This window comes from Ruegeria sp. HKCCA5463 (assembly GCF_013034175.1).
GTDB lineage: Bacteria > Pseudomonadota > Alphaproteobacteria > Rhodobacterales > Rhodobacteraceae > Ruegeria.
Genome location: NZ_WQFL01000016.1, coordinates 14,526 through 36,343, shown reverse-complemented (window position 1 = coordinate 36,343; position 21,818 = coordinate 14,526). Strand labels below are relative to the sequence as shown.

Here is a 21,818-nt window from a genome sequence, read left to right as displayed (position 1 = left end):
GATCGAGCCAAAAAGCTCGGGATCACGATCAGAAAGGGACTGGGTGAAAAATCCGTCTGAACGGTGCAGGGCATTCACTGGTCATATCTCCTTATAGAGGAACGCAACGCAGCCACGGCTGCGTTGGACGCCATTGCGTGATGTTTGAAGGTGGCCTCAGATCACGCGGTCCCGAGGTTCGCGGCCTTCGAAGAAATCGCTCAGGTTGTCCAGAACCCGAAACCCCATCGCCTCGCGCGCTTCGCGGGTTGCGCTGCCCAGATGCGGCAGCATGACGAGGTTGTCGCATTGCAACAGATCCGGGCTGATACGCGGTTCACCATCGAATACATCCAATGCAGCGCCGCCGATCATGTCGAACATCAATGCCTGGATCAGCGCCCATTCATCGATCACTTCGCCCCGTGCGGTGTTGATCAGAAATGCGTCAGGCTTCATCAGGCCAAGTCTGCGCGAATTGATCAGATGGCGGTTGGCTGCGCCGCCCGGACAGTGCAGTGAAACGAAGTCACATTGCGGCAGCAGGTCATCAATGGTGTCCACCTGTCTTGCGTTGCATTCGGCGAGAACATCGGGCGATACGGCGCTACGGTTGCAAACCAGCACGTCCATGCCGAACCCGTGATGCGCACGGCGGGCCATCTCCTGTCCGATGCGGCCATATCCGATGATGCCCAGTGTCTTGCCGCTGACCTTGGTTCCGACCAGATGCGTGGGCCGCCATCCTGTCCACTGACCTGCACGCAACTCGCGTTCGCCCTCACCCGCCCGACGCGCCACCATCAACAGCAGCGTCATGGCGATATCGGCGGTGCATTCGGACAGAACGTCGGGCGTGTTGGTCACGGTCATACCCAACTCGCGTGCCAAGGGCTCGCAGATATGGCTGTAGCCGACGCCGTAATTGGCAAGGATTTTCGTCTGCACACCCGGCACATCCAGTGCCTCGGCGCTCAGCGTGTCCGTTACGGTGGGCAGCACGGCGTCATAGGATTTCAACGCTTGCCGGATTTCAGCCGGGGACATGGGTTTGTCGCCGGTGTTCAATACGGTGTTGTAGTTCTCGGCCAGCTGCGCCTCGACGGCAGCAGGCCAGCGACGGGTAACCAGAACCGAAGGTTTGACCATCACGCAGCCTCCATCACGCGGGCGATCGTCTCACCGATCACTGCAGGGTTTTCGGCCACGGTGACACCTGCGGCGGACAGGATCTCGACCTTTTCGCTGGCGCTTTCGCCGAAGGCCGAGATGATCGCCCCCGCGTGCCCCATGGTGCGGCCTTTCGGAGCGGTCAGACCGGCGACATAGGCGATCACGGGTTTGGAGATGTGGTCGCGGATATATTCGGCGGCTTCCGCTTCCTGCGGGCCTCCGATTTCGCCGATCATGGCGATGACATGCGTGTCTTCGTCGTCTTCAAACCGTTGAAGGATGTCCTTGAAGGACGATCCGTTGATCGGGTCGCCCCCGATTCCGACACTGGTCGAAACGCCGATCCCGCGCTCTTTCAACTGGGCCGCCGCCTCATATCCCAATGTCCCCGAACGGCCGATGATCCCTACATTTCCGGGAAGATAGATATGCCCCGGCATGATGCCCAACAACGCCTTTCCGGGCGAGATGGTGCCGGCACAGTTCGGACCGGTCAGAACCATGCGTTTCTCTTTCGGATAGCGATACATGTACCGTTTCACCCGGATCATGTCCTGTGCCGGAATGCCGTCGGTGATGCAGACGCAATAGCGGATGCCCGCATCGGCGGCCTCCATGATGGAATCCGCCGCAAACGGGGGCGGCACGAAGACCAGGCTGGCATCGGCGCCGGTGGCTTCGACGGCCTGTTTGACGGTGTCAAAAACCGGAACGCCTTCGACGGTTTCGCCCCCCTTGCCGGGCACGACGCCACCCACCACGTTCGTGCCATAGTTCAACATGTCCTTGGTGTGGAACCGCGCCATGCGCCCAGTGATGCCCTGCACGATGACACGCGTGTCACGATCGAGAAGAATGCTCATTACACAACCCTCATTTTGGTGCCCTGAGTAAGGTCGTTTTTCCACGCGCCCACAACGCGTTCTGCCGCCTCCATCAGCGTCGTGGCGCGAATGATCGGCAGTCCGGATTTGGCAAGGATCTTCTGGCCTTCTTCGACATTCGTGCCGGCCAGCCGCACAACGACGGGAATATCGAGGTCAAGTTCCTTCAACGCCTGAACGACACCTTCAGCCACCCAGTCGCAGCGGTTGATACCGGCGAAGATGTTGACCAGAATGGCCTGAACATTGTCATCCGACAGGACCAGCCGGAACGCCTTGGCCACCCGTTCAGGCGACGCGCCACCGCCGATGTCGAGGAAATTTGCAGGCTCGCCGCCTGCCAGCTTGATCGTGTCCATGGTGGCCATCGCCAGACCGGCCCCGTTGACGATGCAACCGATGTTGCCGTCAAGCCCGACATAAGACAGCCCGCGATCCGCAGCGCGGCTTTCGCGCGGGTCTTCCTGGCTTTTGTCGCGCAGTTCGGCAATCTGCGGGTGGCGGAACAGGGCGTTGTCGTCAAAGCTCATCTTGGCGTCCAGCGCCAGCACCCGGTCATCACCGGTGATGACCAGCGGATTGATTTCGACCATCGTGGCGTCAAGATTGCTGAAGGCGGCATAACAGCCCTGCAACGTCCGCACCATTTGCTGGATCAGTTTGGCTTCAACCCCAAGATTGAAGGCGATTTCACGGGCCTGAAACTCCTGAAGCCCGACGGCCGGTTCCACGATGGACCTGACAATGCTGTCGGGGCGGTCGGCCGAGATATCTTCGATCTCCATCCCGCCTTCGGAAGAGGCGACGATCATTACCCGCTGGCTGGAGCGATCCAGCACAAAACCAAGGTAGATTTCCCGGTCAATCGGCACTGCTGCTTCGACGTAGACACGATAGATGCCTTTGCCTTCAGGACCTGTCTGATGCGTCACCAGTTTGCGACCGAAGAGATCATCACAAGCCTTGTAGATTTCGTTTTCGCTGGTGCAGAGCTTGACCCCTCCAGCCTTGCCGCGCCCGCCTGCATGGACCTGCGCCTTGACAATCCATTTGTCGCCCCCCAGTTCGCGCGCCCGATAGGCCGCCTGTTCAGGACTGTAGGCAAGCGCGCCTGCGGGCACGTCGACACCGAATTTCGAAAGGACTTCTTTCGCCTGGTATTCGTGGATATCCATCTGATGCGCTCCTGTTTAAGCAGCTATTGAAGTGCCGTAACGGCTTTCCAGCAGAGCTTCGATCGCGTCTTGATCGACCTCTCCGCCCAGCTCACGAATGGCTTCGGCGAACAGGCGCACGATCCGGCTGACGGCCTCGCGATTCAATTGATTGAGGATGCCGATGCGCACCTGCACCGGTTCGCTCAAGGTGGGCCAGATGCCAAACCCGCGGGCGCGGCAGTTCTGCACCAGTTCCATCTCGCGGCCAGAAAGCGCGGAAGGCAGGTTGAGCACGATCAGGCTGGGCATGTCCGAGGTGACCTCGCACCCCATCTCGGTCACCGCGTCCCGAAGAACCTTTTCATGCGTCCGGTAAGACATCGACCGCTTGGCCAGACCTTCCTGCAAGGTCAGGCGCAATGACTCGTGGAATGCCGCAACCGCATATCCGGAATGGGTCCGGTGATAGGTGCCCTTTTCCACGTCCTGCCCATCGACGATGCCCCAGTGGCGGGCCTCGAAGATCGGATTGTGCACATAGGTATAGGCACCTGTGGATTTCAGAGCCTCGATATAGGCATCGGCAAAGCTGACAGGGGCATAGGTCAGCGGCAGGCAGCACAGGCCTTTCTGCGGACAGGATGCCCAGCCTGCCACACCCGGATAGTCATCGATCGCAAAGTCTTCGACGCCCAGTGACGAGACCGCATCGATCAGCCCCATGGCGCCATGACGTTCACACGCCTCCGAGAAACCGCGTAGATCGTTCACCCTGCCCGATCCGGTTTCCCAATGCGCCATGAAGGCCCATTTCGGCTTGTGTTCGGCCAGAGCGGCTTCAACCAGTTCAGCCGTCACCGGCTGGCCATGTGGAACCTCGACCACCGTGACACTCGCCGCCTGTGGGTCAAGCGGGCGGACCGCGTGCTCGGCGGGCGTTGCCGCCTTGATCCGCAGCGTCAGCGCGTCGATCCCCGAAAATGTGCCGTTAGTGAAGGCCACAACCTTGTCGCCGGGCATGATGGCCGAGAACATAGTGTCCAGAGCGCTCCAGCCGGTACCCGCGACAGCGAAGGTGTAAGCGTTCCGTGTGCCCCAGATTTTCCGCAGCATGTGCTTGCATTCGATCATGCCCCTGAGGACATCGCCTTGCATGTGATCGGCGACACCTGCGCCGGCGAAGGCTTTCAGGACACGCACATCCGTGTTCCCCGGCCCCGGCCCTGCGGCAAGGGTCTCGGGAATTTCGAGCGGAGGGAAAATCTGAAAGGTCATGGTCTGACATCCTCGGCTGTTGGCCGGACATTACGGCCTGATGGTTCAAGATACCGATCAGAAAACGCGAGCTTGCCGGATGGCGCAACGTAACTTACTACTGCTTTTGGATGGCTAATAGTGTGGGTAATTACCTACCTGTTTTGGCAAAAATACGACGGTATACCGAAATTCACCCCGCCCTTTTGGGTAGTTTTTTGTAAAATATGGGCAAAATCATATGGTTGAGACATCGGACAAACCCATCGACATCATGCTTGCGGACAGCAACCCGCTGGTGCTTTCGGCCATGTCGGAAATTTTCGAACGTGATCCCCGATTCTCTCTGGTCGCCACGTCGGCAACGGCGGAAGGGTTTCTGGGAACGGTGATGCGGATACCTGTACAGGTCGGCGTCGTGGACTGGACGCTTCCGGCCCTGGGTGCCGCCAAACTGATCGAGGTGCTGCGCGATCAGGCCGATGCACCGCGCTTTGTCATCTATGGCGATGCCTCTGGGGATGTCCCGCGATTGGCGATGCAGGCGGGCGCAGCTGGATTTGCAGCCCGCTCGGGCGAGGTCGAAGGCCTTCTTGAGACCTGCGCCGAAGTGGCAGCAGGCAAGATGGTGTTTCCGTTCATCGACGTCCGGAAGATGAAACAGGATCCGATTCAAAGCCTGTCGCGCAAGGAACGCGCCATTTTGGAGGCCCTAGCACAGGGGATGTCGAACCGGGAACTGTCCAAGGAACTTCAGATATCCACCAACACGGTCAAGTTTCACCTGTCCAATATCTATGAGAAGCTGAACGTCAAAAACAGAACTCAAGCGATTGCGTTTTTCTATTCGTCCCACCGTGGAGCGGACTAGACGACAATAACAGAGAGCCCAGATGACTGAAATCAAAATTAACGTTGTCGGTGCCGGGCGGGTCGGCAAAACGCTGATCAGCCTTCTGGATGGCACTGATGGCTGCCGTATCCAGGATATTCTGAGCACATCCTTTCAGTCGGCAAATGAAGCCGCCCAATTGTCCAAAACCGGGCGCGTTGCCGCAAGCTATGCCGATCTGCGGCCAGCTGATCTGTGGATCCTCTCAGTGCCCGACACGCAAATTTCTGCGGTGGCCCACGAATTGAAAGAGACGTTCGAAAACCAAGAAAAAAAAGGGAAGCCTTCAGTGGCGTTCCATTGCAGCGGTTATTTTCCTGCCGAGCAACTGGCGCCGTTGCGAAGCCTCTCATGGTCTCTGGCCAGCGTTCATCCCGTCCTGTCTTTCGCCGATCCACAGGCCGCTGCTGCGCAATTCAAAGAGGCATTGTGCGGGTTGGAAGGCGACGAAGACGCCGCAGCGTTCATTCAGCCGCTTCTGGAGGGATTGGGAGCCACCTGTTTTCCCATCCGGTCTGAAAGCAAAAGCCTGTATCATGCAGCCGCTGTGATATCGAACAACTTCGCCGTTGTCTTGCAGGCCATCGCCCGCGAAGCGTGGGCCGAGGCGGGCGTGCCGGACGAAACTGCCCGCAAGCTCAACGCTGGTTTGTTGAGCAGCACAGTCGAAAACGTCGACCTACTTGGCCCACAATCTGCCCTGACCGGTCCGGCGGCAAGAGGGGACTCAGAGGTCGTTGCCCAGCAGGGCGCGGATGTAGCGGCGTGGCACCGCGATGCAGGTGAAATTTACAAGCAAATGAGCCTGCTGGCGCAGAAGCTGAAGGCAACCGGTTTCACGAAGTAATCGCCAGATCCATTGCTGAAAGGCATTTTGGATCCTGCGTTCGAAACGCGTCGCGGAAAAGGGGGGCCCGGGCGTTTCTTTTGCGAATCCCTGAAACATGTTACGTTGGGTCAACTTTCGAGATTTGAATTTTCCCGGCACTCAGTTTCTTGCAGCGCTTTCCTACGAGGTGACTTCATGTCCGACTCCAGCAGTGAGCCCCCGCGCATTACGCTGTCCCTTCCGATCTCTCGACCAAATCCCACGATCTCGGCGGAACTCTCGGGATCGGCCGGTTTTACGGCTGACAGCCTTGACGATCTCAGGCGCGTCGAAGCCGAGAAGCTCAAGGCGCTGCGCCGTGGTGTAGGCATTGACCTGTCTGCCGAGGTGATCAACGATCTGGTCGATCAGCGCGTGCAGGCCACCGGTGCAGTCCTTCGTCAGCTCGAAACCATACGCAAGGATCTGACCGACGGGTTTCTGGGCGCTGTCGTCCCAACCCTTGCCCCGAAACTGCGCGGTGAACTGATCAATCCCGACGGCACCCCTGCCGAGCGGGTAATCGTTGAAGCGCTGCGCCCAACCTTTACCGCCAGTGAAGGCATCGACAACGCGGATTTTTCCTGGGCTGTAAAAGCCGCCGTAACGGATGCGCGGGGCCTGTTTTCGCTGGATCTGCCCAATCTGCGCCTGCCGCAAAATGGCCTCAGATTGCGGATCCGGGGGCAGAACACCACTCTGAACGAAGCAGTGCCGCGCATTGATGCATTGGATGGCGAACTGGGACTTGTGGTGCTGGATCGCACCGTCCTCCCTTTACAGCGCTCGATCCTGGGTGAGCTTGCCGATATTCTGCCGGTGGATCCCGAGGATGCGGAAGAAAACATATCCGATTTCACCGGCACGCAGGCGCCCATCGTGCTGGGCGAAGGTGATTGCGCTTCGGAATACCGAACCGAAGGAGGCACGGTTTCGCGGCGGCGTTATTCGGTTCTTTATCGGCTAATCGACCCGCTTGTCGGACCGAAAAACATCGTTCGCACCCGCCCCGTTGGCGGCAATCGCTTTGTCACGACAATTCCGGGCGGCACCTTTGCGCAGGCCAATCTTTCTGCCGAAACACTGTTGAGCGCATTCAATAATGACGGCGGAGACTGGGATTTCCGCGATCGGATACCGATTGACGAACCCATTGATATCGAGGATTTTTTCGAAGACCTGGAACAGCGCCCGCAGGATGTGCCAAAAGCTTCCAGCCTGGCGCTTGGCTATATCGCCAAGATGCGTTCAACCGCCGTCCACGCCGGAATGTCGTTGGGGCGTCTGGTCTATTCCCTGCCGCTTGCCCCGGGCGAGGAACAACGGATCGTCGTGTCGGAACAGCGCGAAACCCTGACCGTGCGCGAACGCGAAAGCCTAACCTTTGAGGAACAACAGGAATTCGAAGAGGCGCGCGATACCTCTTTCGACAGTACATTCGAAACCGCGCTGGACGAAGTGATCCGGGGAACATCCTCTTTCTCGACCAAGGCGTTCACAAAAAGCTTCGGGGGGGCCGGTGGCATTGGTGGCGGTCTGTTCGGCGGCATCGGGGCCATAGTGGGCGGGGTCGGTTTCAGCGGCGCGCGTTCCAGCTCCAACTCGTCAGGCAGTTCGTCCAACACGCAGAACACGTCACGCGATTTTCTGTCAGACACGCACGAGACATTCTCCGCCGCGCTGGAACGGGCCGCTTCAGTCAAGCGAAGTTCGGCCCGAACCAGCGTTCGCACAGCCACCGCAAGTGATCGGCGGACGGCGACAACAAAATTCGTGGCCAACCGCAACCACTGTCATGCAATGACGATGCAGTGGTTCGAAGTTCTGCGCGACTTTTCCCTGGAAACGCGGATCGAAGGCGTACAATTGGTGGTCTTCGTTCCCATGCAGCTCATCCGCTTTCGCCGTTTGGGGCAAGGCGATCAATTGCCGGGCAATGTCAGCCGGTCCGGATTGCTGAGCCGGTACAAGGTGATCCTGCGCCACGCAGACGTGTTCCGCCGCGTATTCCGAAACCGTCGCAGATTCCGCACCGCCCTCAAACTGTTGGAAGAGTTTTACGCGGACAAGGACGCGACACCGCAGAATGCTCCGGGTGTCGCGCAGGACATCGTCAGCTTCGAAGCTCAGGGCACTTTCATGCCCAATGATGACATATCCGCGGTGATCTTCACGCATGATGGCGATCGCGTTGGGCCAGTGCCCCTGACCGGATCGCCGATCGACATCGACAACCTGCATGACTTGCCTGCCGAGACACGCGAAAACCTGCTGGTTCGGCTGGCTGACGCGCGCCGTGATCCAACCAACCGGCGGACTTATACCGGATCCGTGGCGTTGCCCCGCTCGGTCGAACGTTCCGACATCGCACGCGTCGAGTTGCGCAGGCGGACGGGCTCTTTTGCCTATTCATTCTATACCGGCCCGGACCCGATCAACATCTTCAACATTTGGGAACATATCTCGAACCTGGAAGATGCGGATGATCTGGATCGCGCCACGCGCAACATCAGCCGGAGCCTTCACACGACGATTTCAGGCTCGGATTTCGACGATTTGGTCGGCGCGCCGATGATCAGCGAGTTCGAAGCGCGCATGAATGAAGACGCGCAGACCATCGTTGACGACAATACATTCCAGGCTTTGCCTGCGACCCTGCCCTATTCCGTACAGGAAGTGCCGGATGTGCTGTCGCGCCGTGATCTGCGGCGGATCGAAGAAATGTATCAGCATATCGTTGCCGACACCGTTCGTTATTCCCGCGTGATCTGGGCCAGTATGACGGATGAGGAACGGGCCATCCTGCTGGAACGCTTCACCATCGGCGTGCCCGATGGCGGGTTGGATGACGCCTCAAGCGAGATATCGCTGCTCAGCACGGTCCAGAACAAGGTGTTGGGCTTCTACGGCAATGCGATGATCATGCCCTTCTCGATCCCGCCCGATCTGGCCGACAGAATGGAGATGCGGACCGGCGACATTCAGGACAGCCTGCTGGCCTTCCACCGCGAAGACTTCCGGCCACCGCGCCGCACGATATCGCTGCCGACCAGGGGCCTCTTGGGCGAGGCTGTTCTGGGCCGCTGCAATTCCTGCGAGATGATCGACCATCGCCGCTTCTGGAACTGGCAGGACAGCCCGACGCCACCCCCGGTTGGCGACACGCCGGTCCTGCCCGCGGACAGCGATGCGATCTTTGGCACCCGTGCGCCATCGGACCTGCCGGCCAATCAACCTTCGAACACGCTTACCATCGCAGGGGGCGACATCGGCACGGGCCAGGCCGTGCCCAGTTCGCAACTGGCCGAGATCCTCAAGGCCGCGCCTGATCTTGCACGGGCGGGAACCGATCTGACAGGTCTGAAAGAGTTGCAGGCGCAACTGGCCCTTGAAACGCAATCGGTCGCCGCCGGTCGGGACAAGGCCATAGACACGGCGACGGATCTGACCAAAGAGCTTGTCGGCAAGGCCACTGAACTGGCGGGCAAAGGGCAAGAGATCGCCGCGGCCCGCAAAGAGGAAGAAGCCAAAAAGCAAGCCGCCGAGAAGAAAAAGACAGCTGCCGACAATGCCGCAAAGCTCAAGGGGTTTGAGGATATCGCCAAGAACGCCTCGGGTGTTTCTGCGCTGATCGGCGGGCAACCGGATGGCAACCGGGCGGCCTTCACGCAAAACCTGTTCAAGGATTTCCCCGGCGGTGCTGCCGCTCTGGCCAATCCCTCCAACACGTTGCTTCTGGCCAAGCTTTTCGGGGCCTTTACCAAAGCCAATACGGATGCGGATGACGGCAGCGCAACCAAGGCCGGCAGCCAATCCGTTCTGGATTTCCTCAATGGCCTGAGCGCCCCTGCGGAGGACGACGATGAGTGACACCAGCACGAATGCAACCGCCGAACCCGGTATCGATGAAAGCCTTGCCGAGGCCATCATCAATATTCTCGAAACCACCAATTCTCCGGCGATACAGCGCGCCCGAGAGGTTATAGCCCACAGGCTGGCCATCGCTGGCGACATTGCCCCATCCCGCATCCCTGCCCCGCGCAACATCACCGAGATCGGCGGCTACATAAATCTGCTCAGCGAGTATGGAGAGGCCGAACAGCGCGCGCGCATGATCGCGGCCGCTCTGGGCATAGCAGGGCCGCAGATTTCGCTGCCACAGCCCGGTGCCGTTCCACCGTTGTCCTTTGTCACACGTGACGGCGCCCGACCTGCGGGGCCGCAACAACCCAGCTTCCCGTTGACCCATACGATCCGCAGCGACTTTGTTCCGGCCTTTGACAATGCGGTGCAGGAAATCACAATCCGCGGTGGCGCGGTTCCGATTTTGACACCTTTCAGGGTCCTGCCTGCTGCGGGGTCTGCACCCGCAACAGACGGCTCTGCGCAGCTGGCTTTGATCGGTCGTACACTCAGCCTGGCGCCAACAGCGGCTTTGCACGCCGTGGCAACCGACCCTTTGTCGCTCAGCCGTCCGACGGCTGGTGGCGGGTTCGAGGTTATGGCTCGGGTCATCGACGCCGCCGCTCCGATCGCCGGAACCATCGCGGCGGCGAACTGGACAAGTTGGGAGTGCGACACCACTGCCTGTACCGAAGTCGACAGCAATGATGCGCGCTTTGCGCTCACGCCGCTGCTGAACGCCGCCGGGTGGCACCAGCCCGCTGATCCCGGAAATCCGACCAGTCTGTCAAATCCCGGAACCTGGGCGGAATGGCGCAACATCACCGGGCTTGTGCCGGGCGTCACGCGGTTTGCGGATGAGCTGCAACTGCTTTATTCCGCTGAAATGCTCATTACCTCGCCGGTCTTCAATCAACTGGACAATGTCTGGACAGGAAGCGAGTTCGCTGCGCCATAGCACGGCTGCCTGAAACGCACGAAAGTGATTTGGCAATGCGCCCTTCATGAGGTTCAATGCATTCAGGAGGTCAGCCATGCAAAACCCCGAGCGTTTCGAGAAATTCTATTTCGCCAAAGTCGGCATGGGCGAAGCCTGTGGCTGTGCCGAGCGGATAATCGACGTGTTCGAATTCAACCGCAAAGGCGGTGCGCAATCCAGGCAACCTGTGAAACAGGACAGGCGCAGACGCGGGTCCTTTCGGGCATGGGCGGTCAAATATGGGCTGATGAGCCGCAGACGCACATAGCCAAGGCCTGACGACGCGCAAGGTTCGCTTTCCGTTTCATGGCGTGGCTCAGGCGGTATGATTGCATTTCTGAAACCACCATGTCCGGTTGCCACGAGAACAGGTCAGACCGGCACCAGCTTCCCGTCGCGAAGATCCAGTTCATCGGGCGCCAGTTCCAAGCGGAACGCCGGCGAATGACTGACAAGCAAAATCGCCTGTGGCAACGCGCGCAGGATTTCCAGCAGGCGCGCTTCGTTTTTCGTATCCAACGCATTCGTCGGTTCGTCCAGCAACAGCACTTCGGGTTCCATCGCCAGAACCGTCGCCAGGGTCACCAGACGCTTTTCTCCGCCTGACAATTTATGGGTAATGCGGTTCTTCAGGTGCATCAGGTCCAGATCGCCCAGTACTTTGTCGACGATGGCAAGTGCTTCGTCACGGGTCTTGCCCAGATTGAGCGGACCAAAAGCAACGTCTTCGGCGACGGTCGGGCAGAACAGCTGATCGTCCGCATCCTGAAATACAAGCCCCACCCGGCGGCGGACCTCATGGAAATCAGCCTCTTCCACGCGTTGCTGACCAAAAACGGTGACGGTGCCTGAACACGGGCGCTGCAACCCAAGCAAAATCCGCAGGAGCGTCGATTTCCCCGCTCCGTTCGGGCCTGTCAGGGACAGGCGCTGCCCCGCGCTCAGGCTCAGGCTTGCCCCGTCCAGAACGGGTGGCTGGCCGGGGTAGGAAAAACAGATGTCTTCAAGCGCGATCAGTGTCATGCGAATTCCAGAACGATCAGACCCAGGCAGAGACCGCTGAAACCTGCCGCGAACACAATGTCCGCACGGGTCAGGGCAAATTCCTGAAGCAACGGCATACGCCCGGAAAACCCCCGGCACTTCATAGCGGCCAGGATGCGTTCTGATCTTTCGATCGCGCGCACAAGCATCATACCCACAAGGTAGCCAAAGCTGCGATATGTGTGCCAGTTTGTTGCTGGCCGAAAACCACGCACCTTCATGGCGGCGCGCAGCCGCAGGTATTCTTCGCGCAAGACCTCGATATACCGGATCGTGAACATCAGCAGGTAAACCAGCTTTTCGGGGCACCGCAGACGATGCAGGGCGTGGCCCAGTGTAACCGGCTCCATCGTCCCGACCAAAACCAACAGGGACAGGATCACGGCATTGGCGGTCAAGGCAATCTCGACCGCTTTCCAAAAACCCTGCCAGCTTGCGGAGAATCCCCAAAGCGTGAACATCGGATCCCCGGGCATGGAAAAGGGCAACAGGACCAGCATGAACAGGATGAACCCATCCATCATGGCCATTCGCTTCAACGTCTTTCGCCGCGGCAGACGTGAAACTATCAGAAGCGAAAGCGACACTGTCAGCGCCGCGCAGAGCGCGCCGAGGGATGACAGCGCCACGGTCACGACCGCAAAAACAACTGCCATGACGATCCGCATCCGAGGATCCAGCAGGCTGATCAGACCTTCTGGTCCGTCACCGGCTTCGGACAGTGTTTTTTCCTTGTGCCCCAGAACGTGTGCCATCAGGAGGCCAGCTTGCGGCGGGCCGCCATGTAAAAGCCCAGACCAAACAGACCAACGATGTACCCGATCCCGCCAAGGATGGTTTGCAGGTCATTCTGTTCGCGATAGGCCGCAATCTCGCGCCTGAGCGGGCGCAATTCGTTACGTACGGCCTTGGCGATAACCTGCTGCTCTTCGGCGCTGAGAGACGCCGCCGAACCGCTGGCCTGCGTCACAGCAGCCGAAGATGAGCCACCGTTTTCTGCCACGGCAACGCCCATGATCCGCGCGACATCTTCGGCAGACATCGTGACTTCGGCCACATGCCCGGCGCCAAGGTTGGCAAAGAAGGTGTGCGCCACGGCCGAGGTCGGCGTGTAGACAAAAAAACCGTCCGCATCCGTGACCGATCGACCCAGCTCGGCCCCATCCGGGCCGGTGACAATGACCTCGGTGCCGTTTGCCATGTCGCCGTTAGAAAAGCCAATTTCGCCCTCGATGACGTCTCCCGACTCGAAAACGCCGGCTATGACCTTGTGCGCCAGGGCAGGCACAGGTGCGCAGCACACGGCCAATATGACAACCAGATGCTTCATGTGGCTGCTCCTCTGAAAAACAGCTCGGGCTTGACCTTGCGCGCCAACAACACGGCGAACCCGGTCAAAATCGCCTCGATGGCCATGACAGGAATATGGGCGAAGAAAACAAGCTTGGCGGCAGGCAGAAATTCATCCCCCGACAGCGCCAAGGAAAACGCGACCATGCCGGTTGTCGCCGCAATCGCAAATGCGCCGCCGACGCCCCCCCAAATTGCACCTTGCAAAGGCGTTCCACGCGCGATCAGACGACCGAACAACATTCCGGCCACCACTGCGGGAAAGGCGATATTGACGGTGTTGATCCCCAACACCGTCAACCCGCCAAAGCCGAAAAAGACCGCCTGTAGCAAAAGCCCGACGAACAAAGCCGGGAATGCGGCCCAACCAAGCAGCAGCCCGGCCATGCCGTTGAGGATCAGATGGACCGACGACGGACCAATGGGCACGTGGATCAAGGATGCCACGAAGAAACTGGCTGACAGCACGCCCGCAGTGGGGATGCGATCAAGATCCAGAGACCTGAGACCCATGGCGATCCCGCCCGCGGCGGCTATGGCGCCGCCAATTACAACCGGGTTGGAAAGGGCTCCGTCGACGATGTGCATTTGGGGTTACTCCAGATCCCAGGCACGAATCCAGATGACCGCATCCTGGCTGAGTTCTTTGCCCTCATGTTCGGTTGCCGGACCGGAACCAAGGGCGGCGAAACCCCAGTAACCGGCTTTCGGAACGCCGAACGAAAAGTACCCGTTGTCGTCAGATATTGCGACCACCGCACCACCCGGCATAGGAGACGCTTTCGGTGCAGAAACGGCCGAACTTTCCATGTCGGGTTCGGCGGCCATGTACTCGATCTCGATCTCGGCCCCCGCAACCGGCTGACCATCAGCCAGCACACGGCCCGTGAAAGTCGAACCCGCGATGATGTTGGTCGGCTTGTTCAGCGGGATAATCTCGGTCGGCAGACCCACGGGATTCATCCAGTCGGTCGGCAATTCGTTGCGGTTCAGGAAGGCTTTGGTGAGCTGTTGGATATAAATGTCTTCGGATTCCTCATAATAAGGCTGAGGAACCGTCACCAGCACATAGTCGCCCGAACGTTTGACCGGGACACTGCCCTTGAACGCCGCACCCTCGTTTTCCCCGCCAGTGAACCGGATAGGTTCCAGCGTGTCCAGCAAATCGGTCTTTTCACCGTTGTGGATCACATAGAATTCCTGCGGCTTTTCCAGATCCATGACATGGCCATTCTCGAACGGATGCCAGAAAATCAGTTTGACCGGTACATCGCCCGGTTTCTCGATCATGGTGTCGGTGGTGTATTCCAAAAGGAAATGCGCATTTGCTATGGCAGGAAGAGCCACCGCGGCAGCGGCTGCGCTGAGCAGCGTTTTCATGAACAGTCGTCCTTGTCCCGTCGCGCCAATCCCGGCGCGAAATTCGTTTTGACCACGGGACATTCAACGCCAAATTACCCTTTTCAGGCATCCTGGTCCGACGCACATCCCGTCGCCGATTAGGAGTGCCCCTTGTGAGGGCACATGTCCGGCAGGTATCCTGACTTGCGGGTCAAAGCGTCGGACTGGCCTTCCCGGGCAACCCCCAGTGGCGTTTCAGCCCTGCTCGCCGCTTACAGTTGCGGGTGCAGTTGCGGAATTGGGCCTGAGCCCGCACCGCATTCCCTATTGATTCCAGAGCAAGCCCCGGAACCGGACATGCCGAGCGGCTTGCCAGACAACTCAGCCCTCCGTCAACGAAAATGTGTTACGGCCATCGAAAATAATGAGCTCGGCAGTTTGCGAGAGTGAACCAGTTTGTGAAATATCCAAGGCAACAAGGTGATTTCACATCTAAGCTTCTGAAAGATACCTTTCCGACAACGGCAGGCTCGCCGCGCCCAGTGAGCGTGCTTCCGGGCCCACGGTCCCTGCCAGCACGGCAGGGCGCTCGAGACCGGTCAGGTTAAGCTCAGACAGTTTGTCTTCGACCATTTCAACCAAACGCGCCTTGATGTCCTGCGGCATCCAGCCGTCAATCTTCACGCATTCGAAATCTATCAGGCTACAGGACGAGACAATCGCATAGGCAATCCCACTCGCCGTCTGTTTCAACCAGTATTCCAGTTGAACTTTTGGCACATCCCAACGCTGGGTCGTTTCCCAAATGGAATGCGACGTGACACCTGCTGTGGTGATTGCACGCTCGAGCACATACAGGCTGGCCACGTCGATAAGGGGTCTGACACCACCGGCATCATCTGGCACAGGCAAGGGGCCGATTGCGCCCGCGTTTCCACGTCCCGAAAAGATTGCGCCATTGAGGACCACACCGCCGCCAATGAAAAACCCGATATAGAAGTACAGGAAATCCCTGGGCCCATCGGCTGGACCGAATACCAATTCCGCCCCACAAGCCGCAGTGGCGTCATTTTGCAGGAATACCGGAATATCGAGGCGCCGCGCCAGGTCAGCCTTCAGGTCTGATACGCGCCACGGGTCCATTTCTTCCTGAGGAACCTGAAGGGTCTGGGCCCAGTCCCATAGGTAGAACGGCATGGCAATCCCAAGTCCCGCAATCCTGCCTTTGGCCTCAGGCGACATGGATGATATCATTTTGCCCAGACTCTCAGTGGAAAACTCCAAAGTGGCTTTCGGCGTTGGATAGTCATAGGTTCGCCGATCGCGTTGCCGCACATTTCCGACAAAGTCAGTCAAAACCAACTCGGCACTGCGACGCCCCACCTTGAGCCCAAAGAAAAAGGCACCATCCGGGTTAAGTCGCATGGGAACGGAAGGTTGCCCGACTTTCCCGCGGACCGGTTCGCCGCGCAAAAGCAAACCATCCTTCTCCAACAGCCGCATGATGACGGAAACGGTTTGTGCCGACAGTCCTGTCATGCGCGCGATCTCGGACTTCGAAAGGGCCTGGTGACGCCGGACAAGCGACAATACAAGCCGTTCGTTCCGGGCCCGCATCCCGCTTTGGTTGGTTCCGCGCACCTCTGACCCGTGCAGGCCAATCGAATTTTTCCGAGATGAATTTTCCGGCACGACCACCCCTTTCCTGTTGAAGAATGAGAAAGCCCGCCCGCCCTGTCAATAATAAATAAGAGTGATTTATTTATTGACTCAAAATTCGAATCTTGTGATTGTTTCTTATGGGGTCAGGATTTTTTGCCTGATCGCCCTCGTGCCCTACTCGGCATAGAAAAAACTGGGAGGATAATCGATGAAACTTGCAAAACTTGCGGGTGCTGCTGCGCTCGGGGTTACTGCCATGGCTGGCAGTGCAATGGCGGAAGGCGAAACTGTTTGCCTGATCACCAAGACGGACACCAACCCGTTCTTTGTCAAAATGAAAGAAGGTGCGACTGCAAAAGCGGAAGAGCTGGGAATGACGCTCAAAGCCTTTGCGGGCAAAGTTGACGGTGACCATGAAACGCAGGTGCAAGCCATTGAGACCTGCATTCTGGACGGCGCCAAGGGCATTCTGCTGACGGCCTCGGACACATCATCCATCGTTCCGGCCGTGAAGCAGGCGCGGGATGCAGGTGTTCTGGTTATCGCTCTGGATACGCCGCTGGAACCCATTGACTCGGCTGACGCGACCTTTGCCACGGACAATTTCCTGGCCGGGCTGCTGATTGGACAATGGGCAAAAGCCACGCTGGGCGACGCGGCCAACGACGCCAAAATCGCGACACTGGATCTTGCCGTCAGCCAGCCGACAGTGGATGTGCTGCGCAATCAGGGTTTCCTGCAAGGCTTCGGTATCGATCTGGCGGACCCGAACGTGATCGGCGATGAAGATGACCCCCGTCTGGTCGGGAGTGATGTCACCGCCGGCAACGAAGAAGGTGGTCGCCGCGCGATGGAAAACCTTCTGGCCAAGGATCCGACGATCAACGTTGTTCACACCATCAACGAACCTGCGGCAGCAGGCGCTTATGAAGCGCTGAAAGCCATCGGGCGCGAAAATGACGTGCTCATCGTTTCCGTGGACGGAGGCTGCCCGGGCGTCCAAAACGTTGCCGACGGTGTGATCGGCGCGACGTCGCAGCAATACCCGCTGTTGATGGCATCACTGGGGGTTGAGGCCGTCAAGAAATGGGCGGACGAAGGCGTGAAGCCTGAAAACACACCCGGCAAGGATTTCTTTGACACCGGCGTGGCGCTTGTAACGGACAAGCCCGCCGAAGGCGTCGAGTCGATCTCGGTCAAGGAAGGCATGGACCTCTGCTGGGGATGACCTGACCACCCGGAGGGCCGCAGAGGGCGGCCTTCCGCTTTTCAAACCACCCAATCGCCCGAAAACTTGCTAAAGTCGTCAGTGACCTGACGCTTTGGGGGAACATTCATGTCCGATACTTCACGACGATCAGACGACTTCGAAGCCGCTGCGAAAGGCAGCCCGGAACAGGTTGCCGAATTTGACGATCACCACCGCGGGTTTGTCGGAACGGTTCAGCATTTTCTGCATGTGAACCCCTCTCTGGTGCCGTTGATCGTCCTTGTGGCTGCCATCGTCATTTTCGGTGTCTTGTTGGGCTCCAAGTTTTTCTCGCCATTTGCACTGACCCTGATTTTGCAGCAGGTCCAGATCGTCGGGATCGTGGCGGCGGCGCAAAGCCTCGTCATCTTGACCGCCGGTATCGACCTCAGCGTCGGGGCAATCATGGTGATGTCGTCGGTTGTGATGGGTCAGTTCACCTTCCGGTATGGGCTGCCGCCATCGGTCGCGATCATTTGCGGCCTTCTCGTTGGCACAGCAATCGGCGCGGTGAACGGTTATCTTGTCAGCCGCATCAAACTGCCACCGTTCATCGTGACGCTTGGCATGTGGCAAATCGTTCTCGCGGCAAATTTCCTTTATTCTCAGAACGAAACGATCCGGTCACAGGAGATCGAGGAACATGCCAGCATCCTGCAACTGTTCGGTGCCAAGTTCAACGTCGGAGGGGCAGTATTCACCGTCGGCGTGATCTTCATGCTGGTGCTTATCCTCGTTCTTTCCTATGCGCTTCGTCATACCGCCTGGGGAAGGCATGTCTATGCGGTCGGTGATGATCCGGAAGCTGCCGAGCTGTCCGGTGTCAATGTGCATCGCACGCTGATGTCGGTTTACATGCTGTCCGGGCTGATCTGCGCCTTCGCGGGTTGGGCTCTGATTGGTCGCATTGGCTCCGTGTCTCCGACGTCAGGACAGTTGGCAAACATTGAAAGCATAACGGCGGTCGTGATCGGGGGTATATCCCTGTTCGGTGGCCGCGGGTCCATTCTCGGATCATTGTTCGGAGCGTTGATCGTCGGGGTCTTCACGCTTGGGCTTCGATTGCTGGGCGCTGATGCGCAATGGACGTTCCTGTTGATCGGCATCCTTATCATCGCAGCGGTCGCGGTCGACCAGTGGATCAGAAAGGTGGCAGCCTGATGGAACCTATTCTCAAAGGACGGAACCTTGTGAAGCGCTACGGCAAGGTAACGGCGCTGGATCAGTGCGATTTCGATCTGATGCCGGGCGAGATTCTGGCCGTGATCGGCGACAACGGCGCAGGCAAGTCAACACTGATCAAGGCGATATCGGGCGCGGTGGTGCCGGATGAAGGTGATGTTTGGCTGGAAGGCCGGAAAGTGAATTTCCACTCGCCGATTGACGCGCGCGAAGCCGGTATCGAAACGGTCTACCAGACGCTTGCGATGTCCCCCGCCCTGTCGATTGCGGACAACATCTTCATGGGGCGCGAAATCCGGCGCAAAGGGCCGTTGGGATCATGGCTCCGAATGCTCGACCGTCCGGCGATGGAGAAATTCGCCCGCGACAAGCTGAGCGAACTGGGTCTGATGACGATCCAGAACATCAATCAAGCCGTTGAAACTCTGTCCGGGGGTCAGCGTCAGGGTGTTGCCGTGGCGCGTGCCGCGGCGTTCGGATCAAAAGTCATCATCCTGGACGAGCCAACGGCCGCACTGGGTGTGAAGGAAAGCCGTCGCGTTCTTGAACTGATCCTCGACGTGAAATCGCGGGGCATTCCGATCATCCTGATCAGCCACAATATGCCACATGTTTTTGAGGTCGCCGATCGAATTCACGTGCACCGGCTTGGCAAACGCCTCTGCGTCGTTGATCCCAAGGATTACACGATGTCCGACGCTGTGGCGTTCATGACCGGTGCCAAGGAACCGCCCGCCGAGGATCAGGCCGCGTGACGAATACACGTGCCACCCCCGAAGCGCTTGCAACCAGGATCGCGGATGCCGTTCAGGCTTTGCCTCCGCTGCAAGACCGTCATCTTGTCGCAATTGCCGGGCCACCGGGATCGGGGAAAACGACTGCGGCCAGCCTTGCGACCAAAGAGCTGAATCTACGCGGCGTCGCAACCGGACTGGTCTTCATGGACGGCTTCCATTATGACAACGTGATCTTGAAGGATCGCGGCCTGCTGAACCGCAAAGGATCTCCTGAAACCTTTGATCTTGCCGGCTTTCATGCGTTGCTTGATCGATTGCGTGCGGAAGAAGAAGTCGCAATACCCGCGTTTGACCGGGAACTGGATCTGGCCATTGCCGCGCGGTCCATGATCACGGCGGATCAGCGCGTTGTTCTGGTTGAGGGCAATTACCTTCTCTTGAACGAGCCGGGTTGGTCGGACCTTCACCAACTGTGGGCACTCAAGGTATTTCTGGACACCGATTTGAAAACACTCGAAACCCGCCTGACCAACAGATGGATCGGCCATGGTCTGGACGCCAATGCCGCCAAGGACCGTGCGCAGTCGAACGATCTTCCGAATGCACAGCGCGTGATCCGAAATTCGATACCCGGTGATCTGACACTGGCTTGAGTTTTGCCTGCGGCCAACACAATCCGTCTTGATGAAAGGCCAAAGGTCAGTTCCGGTACACCGGCGGAACAAGACCGGCTTGGAACCAAGTCACGAAGGGCACGATCGAAAACACCGGCAGCCCGGTCGCCTGCTGAATGTCCGGCGCATAGGGGCACATATTCGTGCACTCCAGAACTATTGCCCCAAGTTCGGGATTGTCCGAGGCCAACGCGATTGCGGCCTCAACATTGTCCTCCCGGGCTTTCTCAACATTCAGACGCGATTCATTGCCAAGAATTGCGCGGGTGAACTCCCGCCCACCCTCGGTTGTGCCGATTGGCGTGTCCAAGGGGACATTGGCAGCCTGAAGATGGTCATTGGTCAAGGTGGAGGCCGAAATGGTCAGAATGCCCGCGCGCTTTCCCTTGGGAAGGATGCGATTCACCATTTCGACCTGCATCAAGGACGAGGTGACGACGGGAACCGGAACGGCCTCGGCCAGCTCCTTCTGGAACAGGGACAGGAACCCGCAATTGGTTGTTATTCCGTCCGCGCCGTCTTTGACCAGCTCTTGCGCGGCGTCGATGAAGACCTCGAGCATACCTTCGGCCCGATGCCGGACCACCCGATCGGGCGAGGCGTCCCGGACGATACGGTAAAGCACCGGAAACGGCCATGTCTGCGCATTGCCCATGTCACCGGGAATTCTTGGGAATTGCGCGTCCAGCATGAGGATTCCCACCGATGCGCCGTAAATGGATTTGCCGCCCTGCACGATCATCCCTGTGCCTCCTCGACAATGCGGGTCGAGATGTCTTCGGCCCCTTCCATGTAGATGCTGGTAATCCCGTGACGCACAGCGTCCTGAACCTGATCCATTCGCTTTGTGATATGAGCCGCCAGAACCCGGGCCGCCTCGTCCGCGTCCCTATCCAGCAGGGCCTTCATGACGTGTTTATGTTCGTCCTTGGACTTCTGCACCCGGTCCATGCTCATGGAAATCCAACGGATATAGCGGATACGCTCGTTGATCCGCGTCAGAGTTTGCAACAACTCCATGTTCCCTGACAGCTTTGCGATCCCCAGATGGAACGCTTCGTCCCGGCTAACTGCTTCTTCGATCGTCAGGCCGGTGATGTCGATGCCCGTTTCGTAAAGTTCGTCACGCAGCATTTGCAGGTCTTCATCGGTCGCCCTGGCGCAGGCGGATCGGGCCGCCGCGGATTCGATGATCTGGCGCAGCTCGAAAAGGTCGAACACGCTTTGCGCATCCAAGGAACGGCAAAAGAACCCTTGCCCCGGGCGGAAATCGAACAGCCGTTCGGCAACCAGACGGTTCAACGCTTCTCGCAACGGCGTGCGACTGACGCCCAGATCCCTGGACAGAGCGACCTCGTTCAGGCGGTCACCGGGGCGCAGGCGGAAGGAGACCGCCATCGCTTTGACCTGATCATAGATATCATCGACGCGTGGACCCGCCATAAACAATGCCCTTCTTCGGTTGATTCACAGGTGCCACACTCAAATCT

Annotated in this window: 21 protein-coding genes and 1 riboswitch; of the genes, 9 read left to right on the top strand and 12 right to left on the bottom strand. The window is 58.7% G+C overall.

Annotated features, from left to right (window positions below; genetic code table 11):
* Window positions 1–156: 156 nt before the first annotated feature.
* The 4 genes from GOW09_RS21520 to GOW09_RS21505 are packed head-to-tail and all read right to left on the bottom strand — an operon-like array spanning window position 157 to window position 4,468.
* Complete coding sequence (locus tag GOW09_RS21520; RefSeq protein ID WP_171120865.1) at window positions 157–1,128, bottom strand: D-glycerate dehydrogenase; 972 nt, start codon at window positions 1,126–1,128, stop codon at window positions 157–159.
* The gene (gene sucD, locus GOW09_RS21515) at window positions 1,128–2,015 is read right to left on the bottom strand and encodes a succinate--CoA ligase subunit alpha (RefSeq protein WP_171120863.1); all 888 of its coding nucleotides are present in this window, start codon (window positions 2,013–2,015) and stop codon (window positions 1,128–1,130) included. The genes GOW09_RS21520 and sucD overlap by 1 nt, the downstream gene beginning before the upstream one ends.
* Window positions 2,015–3,211, bottom strand: a complete 1,197-nt coding sequence (locus GOW09_RS21510; RefSeq protein ID WP_171120861.1) for a malate--CoA ligase subunit beta — start codon at window positions 3,209–3,211, stop codon at window positions 2,015–2,017. Before GOW09_RS21510 ends, sucD begins: the two co-directional genes overlap by 1 nt.
* A gap of 15 nt (window positions 3,212–3,226) precedes the next feature.
* Entirely contained in the window at window positions 3,227–4,468 is a 1,242-nt protein-coding gene (locus GOW09_RS21505) for an aminotransferase class V-fold PLP-dependent enzyme (RefSeq protein WP_171120859.1), read from the bottom strand.
* A gap of 220 nt (window positions 4,469–4,688) precedes the next feature.
* Between GOW09_RS21505 and GOW09_RS21500 the strand changes: the two genes are divergently transcribed.
* The 5 genes from GOW09_RS21500 (at window position 4,689) to GOW09_RS21480 (ending at window position 11,357) form a co-directional block, all read left to right on the top strand.
* A complete protein-coding gene (locus tag GOW09_RS21500; protein WP_224859546.1) occupies window positions 4,689–5,318 on the top strand; it encodes a response regulator transcription factor in 630 nt (209 codons plus the stop codon).
* A 22-nt stretch (window positions 5,319–5,340) separates the two neighbouring features.
* The gene (locus GOW09_RS21495; RefSeq protein WP_171120857.1) at window positions 5,341–6,186 is read left to right on the top strand and encodes a Rossmann-like and DUF2520 domain-containing protein; all 846 of its coding nucleotides are present in this window, start codon (window positions 5,341–5,343) and stop codon (window positions 6,184–6,186) included.
* A gap of 177 nt (window positions 6,187–6,363) precedes the next feature.
* Complete coding sequence (locus GOW09_RS21490; protein ID WP_171120855.1) at window positions 6,364–10,077, top strand: hypothetical protein; 3,714 nt, start codon at window positions 6,364–6,366, stop codon at window positions 10,075–10,077.
* Window positions 10,070–11,068 carry a hypothetical protein gene (locus GOW09_RS21485; RefSeq protein WP_171120852.1) on the top strand — a complete coding sequence of 333 codons (999 nt, stop codon included), beginning with the start codon at window positions 10,070–10,072 and terminating at the stop codon, window positions 11,066–11,068. The genes GOW09_RS21490 and GOW09_RS21485 overlap by 8 nt, the downstream gene beginning before the upstream one ends.
* A 76-nt stretch (window positions 11,069–11,144) precedes the next feature.
* A complete protein-coding gene (locus tag GOW09_RS21480; RefSeq protein WP_152460419.1) occupies window positions 11,145–11,357 on the top strand; it encodes a hypothetical protein in 213 nt (70 codons plus the stop codon).
* A 104-nt stretch (window positions 11,358–11,461) separates the two neighbouring features.
* Here GOW09_RS21480 and GOW09_RS21475 read toward each other — a convergent pair whose 3' ends face one another.
* From GOW09_RS21475 to GOW09_RS21450, 6 genes are all read right to left on the bottom strand, one after another.
* Window positions 11,462–12,112, bottom strand: coding sequence for an energy-coupling factor ABC transporter ATP-binding protein (locus tag GOW09_RS21475; RefSeq protein WP_171120850.1), 651 nt, complete (start codon window positions 12,110–12,112; stop codon window positions 11,462–11,464).
* Window positions 12,109–12,888 carry a cobalt ECF transporter T component CbiQ gene (gene cbiQ, locus GOW09_RS21470; protein ID WP_171120848.1) on the bottom strand — a complete coding sequence of 260 codons (780 nt, stop codon included), beginning with the start codon at window positions 12,886–12,888 and terminating at the stop codon, window positions 12,109–12,111. The genes GOW09_RS21475 and cbiQ overlap by 4 nt, the downstream gene beginning before the upstream one ends.
* Entirely contained in the window at window positions 12,888–13,463 is a 576-nt protein-coding gene (locus tag GOW09_RS21465) for a cobalt ABC transporter permease (RefSeq protein ID WP_171120846.1), read from the bottom strand. Before GOW09_RS21465 ends, cbiQ begins: the two co-directional genes overlap by 1 nt.
* The gene (cbiM, locus tag GOW09_RS21460; RefSeq protein WP_152460423.1) at window positions 13,460–14,071 is read right to left on the bottom strand and encodes a cobalt transporter CbiM; all 612 of its coding nucleotides are present in this window, start codon (window positions 14,069–14,071) and stop codon (window positions 13,460–13,462) included. The genes GOW09_RS21465 and cbiM overlap by 4 nt, the downstream gene beginning before the upstream one ends.
* Window positions 14,072–14,077: 6 nt before the next feature.
* Window positions 14,078–14,863 carry a DUF4198 domain-containing protein gene (locus GOW09_RS21455; protein WP_171120844.1) on the bottom strand — a complete coding sequence of 262 codons (786 nt, stop codon included), beginning with the start codon at window positions 14,861–14,863 and terminating at the stop codon, window positions 14,078–14,080.
* A 132-nt stretch (window positions 14,864–14,995) separates the two neighbouring features.
* Window positions 14,996–15,195: riboswitch (cobalamin riboswitch) on the bottom strand.
* Between the two features lie 121 nt (window positions 15,196–15,316).
* On the bottom strand, window positions 15,317–16,441 hold the full coding sequence (locus GOW09_RS21450) for an ROK family transcriptional regulator (protein ID WP_171120869.1): 1,125 nt from the start codon (window positions 16,439–16,441) through the stop codon (window positions 15,317–15,319).
* 253 nt (window positions 16,442–16,694) lie between these two features.
* On the opposite strand from GOW09_RS21450, the gene GOW09_RS21445 reads away from it, so the two are divergent.
* The 4 genes from GOW09_RS21445 to GOW09_RS21430 all read left to right on the top strand — a co-directional run bounded on the left by GOW09_RS21445 (window position 16,695) and on the right by GOW09_RS21430 (window position 20,307).
* The gene (locus GOW09_RS21445) at window positions 16,695–17,714 is read left to right on the top strand and encodes a sugar ABC transporter substrate-binding protein (RefSeq protein ID WP_170347455.1); all 1,020 of its coding nucleotides are present in this window, start codon (window positions 16,695–16,697) and stop codon (window positions 17,712–17,714) included.
* A 108-nt stretch (window positions 17,715–17,822) separates the two neighbouring features.
* The gene (locus GOW09_RS21440) at window positions 17,823–18,896 is read left to right on the top strand and encodes an ABC transporter permease (RefSeq protein WP_171120842.1); all 1,074 of its coding nucleotides are present in this window, start codon (window positions 17,823–17,825) and stop codon (window positions 18,894–18,896) included.
* Complete coding sequence (locus tag GOW09_RS21435) at window positions 18,896–19,672, top strand: ATP-binding cassette domain-containing protein (protein WP_170347457.1); 777 nt, start codon at window positions 18,896–18,898, stop codon at window positions 19,670–19,672. Before GOW09_RS21440 ends, GOW09_RS21435 begins: the two co-directional genes overlap by 1 nt.
* A complete protein-coding gene (locus GOW09_RS21430) occupies window positions 19,669–20,307 on the top strand; it encodes a hypothetical protein (RefSeq protein ID WP_371808066.1) in 639 nt (212 codons plus the stop codon). Before GOW09_RS21435 ends, GOW09_RS21430 begins: the two co-directional genes overlap by 4 nt.
* A gap of 46 nt (window positions 20,308–20,353) precedes the next feature.
* On the opposite strand, the gene GOW09_RS21425 is transcribed toward GOW09_RS21430, so the two are convergent.
* A complete protein-coding gene (locus GOW09_RS21425) occupies window positions 20,354–21,070 on the bottom strand; it encodes an aspartate/glutamate racemase family protein (RefSeq protein WP_171120840.1) in 717 nt (238 codons plus the stop codon).
* Entirely contained in the window at window positions 21,067–21,771 is a 705-nt protein-coding gene (locus GOW09_RS21420; RefSeq protein WP_171120837.1) for a GntR family transcriptional regulator, read from the bottom strand. The genes GOW09_RS21425 and GOW09_RS21420 overlap by 4 nt, the downstream gene beginning before the upstream one ends.
* Window positions 21,772–21,818 lie beyond the last annotated feature (47 nt).

What these genes read in the sequence shown, in the direction of transcription:
- GOW09_RS21520 (WP_171120865.1), bottom strand. Translation starts at nt 1,128, where the DNA reads ATGGTCAAACCTTCGGTTCTGGTTACCCGTCGCTGGCCTGCTGCCGTC.
- sucD (WP_171120863.1), bottom strand. Translation starts at nt 2,015, where the DNA reads ATGAGCATTCTTCTCGATCGTGACACGCGTGTCATCGTGCAGGGCATC.
- GOW09_RS21510 (WP_171120861.1), bottom strand. Translation starts at nt 3,211, where the DNA reads ATGGATATCCACGAATACCAGGCGAAAGAAGTCCTTTCGAAATTCGGT.
- GOW09_RS21505 (WP_171120859.1), bottom strand. Translation starts at nt 4,468, where the DNA reads ATGACCTTTCAGATTTTCCCTCCGCTCGAAATTCCCGAGACCCTTGCC.
- GOW09_RS21500 (WP_224859546.1), top strand. Translation starts at nt 4,689, where the DNA reads ATGGTTGAGACATCGGACAAACCCATCGACATCATGCTTGCGGACAGC.
- GOW09_RS21495 (WP_171120857.1), top strand. Translation starts at nt 5,341, where the DNA reads ATGACTGAAATCAAAATTAACGTTGTCGGTGCCGGGCGGGTCGGCAAA.
- GOW09_RS21490 (WP_171120855.1), top strand. Translation starts at nt 6,364, where the DNA reads ATGTCCGACTCCAGCAGTGAGCCCCCGCGCATTACGCTGTCCCTTCCG.
- GOW09_RS21485 (WP_171120852.1), top strand. Translation starts at nt 10,070, where the DNA reads ATGAGTGACACCAGCACGAATGCAACCGCCGAACCCGGTATCGATGAA.
- GOW09_RS21480 (WP_152460419.1), top strand. Translation starts at nt 11,145, where the DNA reads ATGCAAAACCCCGAGCGTTTCGAGAAATTCTATTTCGCCAAAGTCGGC.
- GOW09_RS21475 (WP_171120850.1), bottom strand. Translation starts at nt 12,112, where the DNA reads ATGACACTGATCGCGCTTGAAGACATCTGTTTTTCCTACCCCGGCCAG.
- cbiQ (WP_171120848.1), bottom strand. Translation starts at nt 12,888, where the DNA reads ATGGCACACGTTCTGGGGCACAAGGAAAAAACACTGTCCGAAGCCGGT.
- GOW09_RS21465 (WP_171120846.1), bottom strand. Translation starts at nt 13,463, where the DNA reads ATGAAGCATCTGGTTGTCATATTGGCCGTGTGCTGCGCACCTGTGCCT.
- cbiM (WP_152460423.1), bottom strand. Translation starts at nt 14,071, where the DNA reads ATGCACATCGTCGACGGAGCCCTTTCCAACCCGGTTGTAATTGGCGGC.
- GOW09_RS21455 (WP_171120844.1), bottom strand. Translation starts at nt 14,863, where the DNA reads ATGAAAACGCTGCTCAGCGCAGCCGCTGCCGCGGTGGCTCTTCCTGCC.
- GOW09_RS21450 (WP_171120869.1), bottom strand. Translation starts at nt 16,441, where the DNA reads ATGCGGGCCCGGAACGAACGGCTTGTATTGTCGCTTGTCCGGCGTCAC.
- GOW09_RS21445 (WP_170347455.1), top strand. Translation starts at nt 16,695, where the DNA reads ATGAAACTTGCAAAACTTGCGGGTGCTGCTGCGCTCGGGGTTACTGCC.
- GOW09_RS21440 (WP_171120842.1), top strand. Translation starts at nt 17,823, where the DNA reads ATGTCCGATACTTCACGACGATCAGACGACTTCGAAGCCGCTGCGAAA.
- GOW09_RS21435 (WP_170347457.1), top strand. Translation starts at nt 18,896, where the DNA reads ATGGAACCTATTCTCAAAGGACGGAACCTTGTGAAGCGCTACGGCAAG.
- GOW09_RS21425 (WP_171120840.1), bottom strand. Translation starts at nt 21,070, where the DNA reads ATGATCGTGCAGGGCGGCAAATCCATTTACGGCGCATCGGTGGGAATC.
- GOW09_RS21420 (WP_171120837.1), bottom strand. Translation starts at nt 21,771, where the DNA reads ATGGCGGGTCCACGCGTCGATGATATCTATGATCAGGTCAAAGCGATG.